General features: G+C 65.2%; 4 protein-coding genes and 1 pseudogene. 2 read left to right on the top strand and 3 right to left on the bottom strand.

All coding sequences use genetic code 11. The annotated features are described in order from the left end of the window. Positions 1 to 213: 213 nt before the first annotated feature. A complete protein-coding gene (locus HMPREF0183_RS11245) occupies positions 214 to 999 on the bottom strand; it encodes a hypothetical protein (protein WP_005886238.1) in 786 nt (261 codons plus the stop codon). A gap of 64 nt (positions 1,000 to 1,063) precedes the next feature. On the opposite strand from HMPREF0183_RS11245, the gene HMPREF0183_RS11250 reads away from it, so the two are divergent. Together HMPREF0183_RS11250 and HMPREF0183_RS11255 are read left to right on the top strand one after the other, a co-directional pair. After that, on the top strand, positions 1,064 to 1,630 hold the full coding sequence (locus tag HMPREF0183_RS11250) for a hypothetical protein (protein ID WP_005886240.1): 567 nt from the start codon (positions 1,064 to 1,066) through the stop codon (positions 1,628 to 1,630). A gap of 41 nt (positions 1,631 to 1,671) precedes the next feature. Next, positions 1,672 to 2,049 carry a VOC family protein gene (locus HMPREF0183_RS11255; protein WP_005886241.1) on the top strand — a complete coding sequence of 126 codons (378 nt, stop codon included), beginning with the start codon at positions 1,672 to 1,674 and terminating at the stop codon, positions 2,047 to 2,049. Positions 2,050 to 2,066: 17 nt separating this feature from the next. On the opposite strand, the pseudogene HMPREF0183_RS11260 reads toward HMPREF0183_RS11255, so the two are convergent. Then, positions 2,067 to 3,016: pseudogene (locus HMPREF0183_RS11260) on the bottom strand (SCO6880 family protein); the annotation flags it as partial. A gap of 22 nt (positions 3,017 to 3,038) precedes the next feature. Next, a complete protein-coding gene (locus HMPREF0183_RS11265) occupies positions 3,039 to 4,382 on the bottom strand; it encodes an IS256 family transposase (protein WP_040349104.1) in 1,344 nt (447 codons plus the stop codon). Between the last annotated feature and the right edge of the window lie 235 nt (positions 4,383 to 4,617).

Genomic DNA, 4,617 nt, shown 5'->3' on the forward strand with positions numbered 1-4,617 from the left:
AAATGCTTAAAGCCCTACGGAACACTGGGCAAGAAGCCCCTACCGTACACACATTTTGAGCATTAACCCGGTTATCGCGTTGAGCCCGACCTTGGCCTTTTCGTAGGTCGTCTCCAGCGTGTCGAGCCGGCCGGTGGTCGCGCGAATCCCGCTCGACCCTGGCCGGCTCAGCCTGCAACCGGGCCGCAGCGTGCAGCCGTTCCTTCTCGCTGCTCACAGCGACCGCCCCACCGAAGACGACGCTGCGCCGCCACCCACCTTGGGTGCGAACCAGTCCGTACCGTCAGCTGCTCGACGCGGAGACTCGGAGGTGACACCACTGAACGCGTCCCGTGCAGCGACGACCTCCTCCTCTCCGGGTGTGGGCGTGGTGTCGGGGTGTTCGCGGACCAGCCCGACATATCCCATCTGCGGGTTGTAGGTCAGCACATACCCGTCGGCCTCGAAGGTGCGATCCCACTGTCCGGCCGGCAGCTCGTCGTACACCTCACCGTTCACGAACGCTGCACCAGTGGTTTCGTCGCCGAAGTCCCACTGCGCCAGATGCGCAATCCCCGCCTGCACCCCCTCCACATCAATCAGGTCCAGCACCTCATCGGCCTCGGCACCCTGGAGGAACACCACATTCACCCACCGCCGTGAAGGCTCTGGTTTGGTGTGGGTGTGCCAGGCGATCCGACCGGACGCTTCGTGCGCGCGCACCACCCGGTCAGCGACCTCATCCAGCACGTCGGTGGCCTGATGCAACTCATCCGCCGCCGCCAACGCCACCGCCTCCGCAGGCACGCGGTCATCGGTGAACGCGATATCGCGGTGATCAGCATGCGCACGAGACAGCTGGTCCAGGACCTGCCGCAACAGCCGCACCGACCCCGACACTTCGCCCAACACCCGGTACGTGTCAGCCGGATCCTCAAAGGCCCGGGTGGCGTGTGCCAACCCACGCAACCCCTCACAGGCCTCAGCAGCATCCGCAACCGGATCAACAAACGTCGCCATCCCAACAGTCCTCTCTACGCAGCGGCGGTTCGCCTATCAGGGAGGTGTGCCATGGTGTCCTCTAATGGCTGTCATGGAGGACAGCCGAATCGACGGATGCGAGGTGCTCATGGAGTTGTCAGTTCCTGTGTGGATGCCCGCGTTCTGGTGGAGAGGCGCAGCGCAGCATGTCCGAGAATGGGTGCCTGAAGACCCGGACCAGGAGGATCACCGTGAACCTCGTTGGAGTGACACTTCCGAGCAGCGCTGGAGACTGATTGCCTCTACCGTTGCCCTCGTCGGAGACGAGCTTGCCGCGGGGCGGTGGACCATCGATGAAGATGACGACACGTACTACGGAATGGTGGCGGCTCCGGTACCGGAACCACTGACGGAGACTGAGCGGCACATCGTGACCTCATGGTTCTCTGCCGGCGAAGCAGTGTGCGTCGACCCCGTCGCCAGCGATGCACTGGAATACGCGACACCGACCAACACCGAAGTTCTTGGCGAAGCGTGGCCTGAGCTGTATCGAGCGCACGTCGACGACCTCGCAGCGATCGAGTGGTTCGACCTGCACGACCCGATGAACTCCCGCTTTGCCCATGCGATCGATCAGGCAGCACGCGGTGAGCACCCTGCACCCCGATAGAACCGTTTGGCTGGTCAGGTGATGCGTCCTAGCATGGAGAGATGCCAGCAATCGGACGCTTCACGCAACTCGTCTTTGAGTGCAAGGACCCCACAGCGGAAGCACTCTTCTGGCAGAAAGTCCTGGATCTTGCACCGGCCACCGGTGATGACCAGTGGTTGACGCTGGACTGGGAGCCTGTCGGACGCCTCTCTTTCCATCGCGTCTCCGATTACGAACCCCCGCAGTGGCCGGGCCACAGAGGCGAGCTGCAGGTTCACCTTGACCTGCTAGTCGATGACCTCTCGGAGGCATGTGCCGCCGTCGAGGCAGCAGGCGGCCACCCACTCACTGACGTCTTGGACCCAGGCCCGAAAGCCTGGCGCATCTACGCTGACCCCGCAGGCCATCCCTTTTGCCTCGTCACAGTGCCCGAATGACCCCTTCCTAGTCGTCGTCAGACCTGGCGGCAGAGTGGGAGGGCTGCGGCGGTGAAGGCTTTGGCTTGTTGTCCGGCGAGGAGTCGGGTTTCGCAGTTGGCTTGGATGGCGGCTTGTTCGAGGGCGGCGACGTGGGCGTCGAGGTCTTCGATCGTGGTGGCGGTGATGGTGATGAGGCCGGTGTAGCGCAGGATGCCGTGGCCGGCGGTGAGGTCGGCTTCTTGCTGGAGGACATCGTGGTACTCAGCCGTCTGGGAGACGTCTTCGATCTGTCCGATTTTGGCGCGTTGGGTTTAGTCGGAGATGTGCTCGACGTTCTTCTTGCGGATGTCGCGGGCGGCTTGGTCGGAGCGCATGGGGGTGCAGATCAGGGAGAAGGACCGTTGGATCCCGTTGGAGAGCAGGATGGGTGAGAGGAAGCCTGGGTAGACCATGGAGCGGGGCCATTCGCTAATCCACAGCACGGCGTGGTGGGCGGAGTCGGTGCGGATACGACTCCAAGTTTCGTTGACCGCGACGGGGCCGGCGGTGGCGAGGTCGTGGCCGATCTGGCCGTGGCGTTCCAGGGTGGCGGCGATCGCAGGATCGCAGACCGAGCGCAGGATCACCGCAATCTGGCCGGGGAAAGCCAACTCGACGGAGTGAGCTCGGCCGAACGGGGCTCGGCGGTGAGGGTATTGATCTCTTGGCGCAGGACGGCGGCGGCGCCGCGGATACCGCCGACGGGGGTGCGAATCTGCCCCGCAGCGTTTCTCATGTCAAGGGACAGGGAGAGGCTGGTGGCGTGGCGTTCGCCGGCGGATTCGGTGCGGTCGATGAGTTCGGCGTAGGTGGTGGCAGCCCAGCTCGTGTCCTCGGGCTGGCCGCGGGTGGTCCACCATTCGGCCAGTCCGGCGCCGGAATCGGGCAGAGTGCGTTCCAGGATCTGCAAGGTGGCGATCCTGCCGGAGCGGCAGGGGCTTGTCAATTTGTCTGTGTAAGCGGGGTGTTCACAGGTAGGGGGTGATCCGGTCGGGGTAGGCCGCAGCGAGTTGGGCGAGGGCCTGCTTCCAGTTCGTGACGATCTGGCCTTCGACGAGCCGACCGGGGGCCTTGCGCTGGCTGGCGGGCTTACCACGCTCCTTCTCCCTCTCGAGCGCTCGCTTGTCTTCGATGTTGCAGATCGCCAGCCAGAGCAGCTTCACGGCTGCGTCCGTCGAGGGGAAGTGGCCGCGGTTCTTCGTGACCTTCCGCAGCTGGTAGTTCAACGACTCGATCGCGTTGGTCGTGTAGATGACCTTCCGCAGCATGGGCGGGAACTGGAGGAACGGAACGAACCGATCCCACGAGTTCTCCCACGTCGCGACGGCCGAGGGGTACTTCTTCCCGAGCTCGGAGGTCTCGAACTCGACCAGCGCCTTCCATGCCGCGTCCTCGCTGGCGGCGGTGTAGATCGGCTTCAGCGCGGCGGCGACCTTCTTGCGGTCCTGGTAGGCCACGAACCGCGTCGCGGCCCGGATCAGGTGGACCACGCAGGTCTGGACCATCGAGTCCGGCCAGGTCGCCTCGCTCGCCTCGGGCAGGCCCTTGAGCCCGTCGCAGCACACGATCAGCACGTCCCGGACGCCCCGGTTGGCGAGGTCAGCGCAGACGTGGGCCCAGAACGCCGAGCCCTCGGTGTCCTGGACCCAGATGCCCAGCACGTGCTTGATCCCGTCCAGATCCACGCCGACCGCAATATAGGCGGCACGGTTGATGACCTGGTTGTTCTGGCGGATCTTGATCCGGATCGCGTCGAGGTAGAGGACTGGGTAGAACTCTTCCAGCGGCCGCGCCTGCCACGCGGAGACCTCCTCGAGCACGGCGTCAGTGATGTTCGAGATCGTCTCGTGCGAGAGGTCCGTGCCGAGCGTGGAGGCCAGGTGGTGCCGGATATCCCGGATCGTCATTCCGCCGGCATAGAGGCTGATGATCATGTCATCCAGCCCTCCCAGGCGTCGCTGCCCTTTGGGGACCAGGCGCGGAGTGAACGACCCAGCCCGGTCCCGCGGGACCTCCAGCGCGATCGGTCCGACCTCGGACTCGACCGTCTTCGGCGTGGTGCCGTTGCGGGAGTTAGCGTGCTTGGCCGCTTCCGCTGAGCCCTTCTCGTAGCCGAGGTGACTGGTCAGCTCGGCCTGCAGGCCACGCTCGAGGGCGGCCTTGACCAGCGCGGGAACGAACCCGCCATCACCGGTCAGCTCGACCTTTCCCTCGTCGATCTGGGCGAACAGAGCGTCAAGCTGCCCGGCGGCCTTCAACTGCTCGACCAGGTCCTGGCCCGAGGGCCCTCCCGGCGTCTTCTCGTCGGTCATGGTCATGATTCTTACCGTTCCTCTCGGTACGGCTTACACAGACCATCTGACACGCTCAGCGGCAGACGGTTGCCAGGACGCCGCCCCAGACAGACCCCGGGGGGCCGACTCGCGAGACGCTCCCCGCACTGGGCGTGGCGTACGCCCTCGCGCAGGTGGCTGCTCCCGAGCGGGCGCGGGCCCGGGTCACGCTGACGGTCGAGGCGGGCGCCGACCTCACCTCCCAGCATCACCG

The organism is Brevibacterium mcbrellneri ATCC 49030 (assembly GCF_000178455.1).
Classification (GTDB): domain Bacteria; phylum Actinomycetota; class Actinomycetes; order Actinomycetales; family Brevibacteriaceae; genus Brevibacterium; species Brevibacterium mcbrellneri.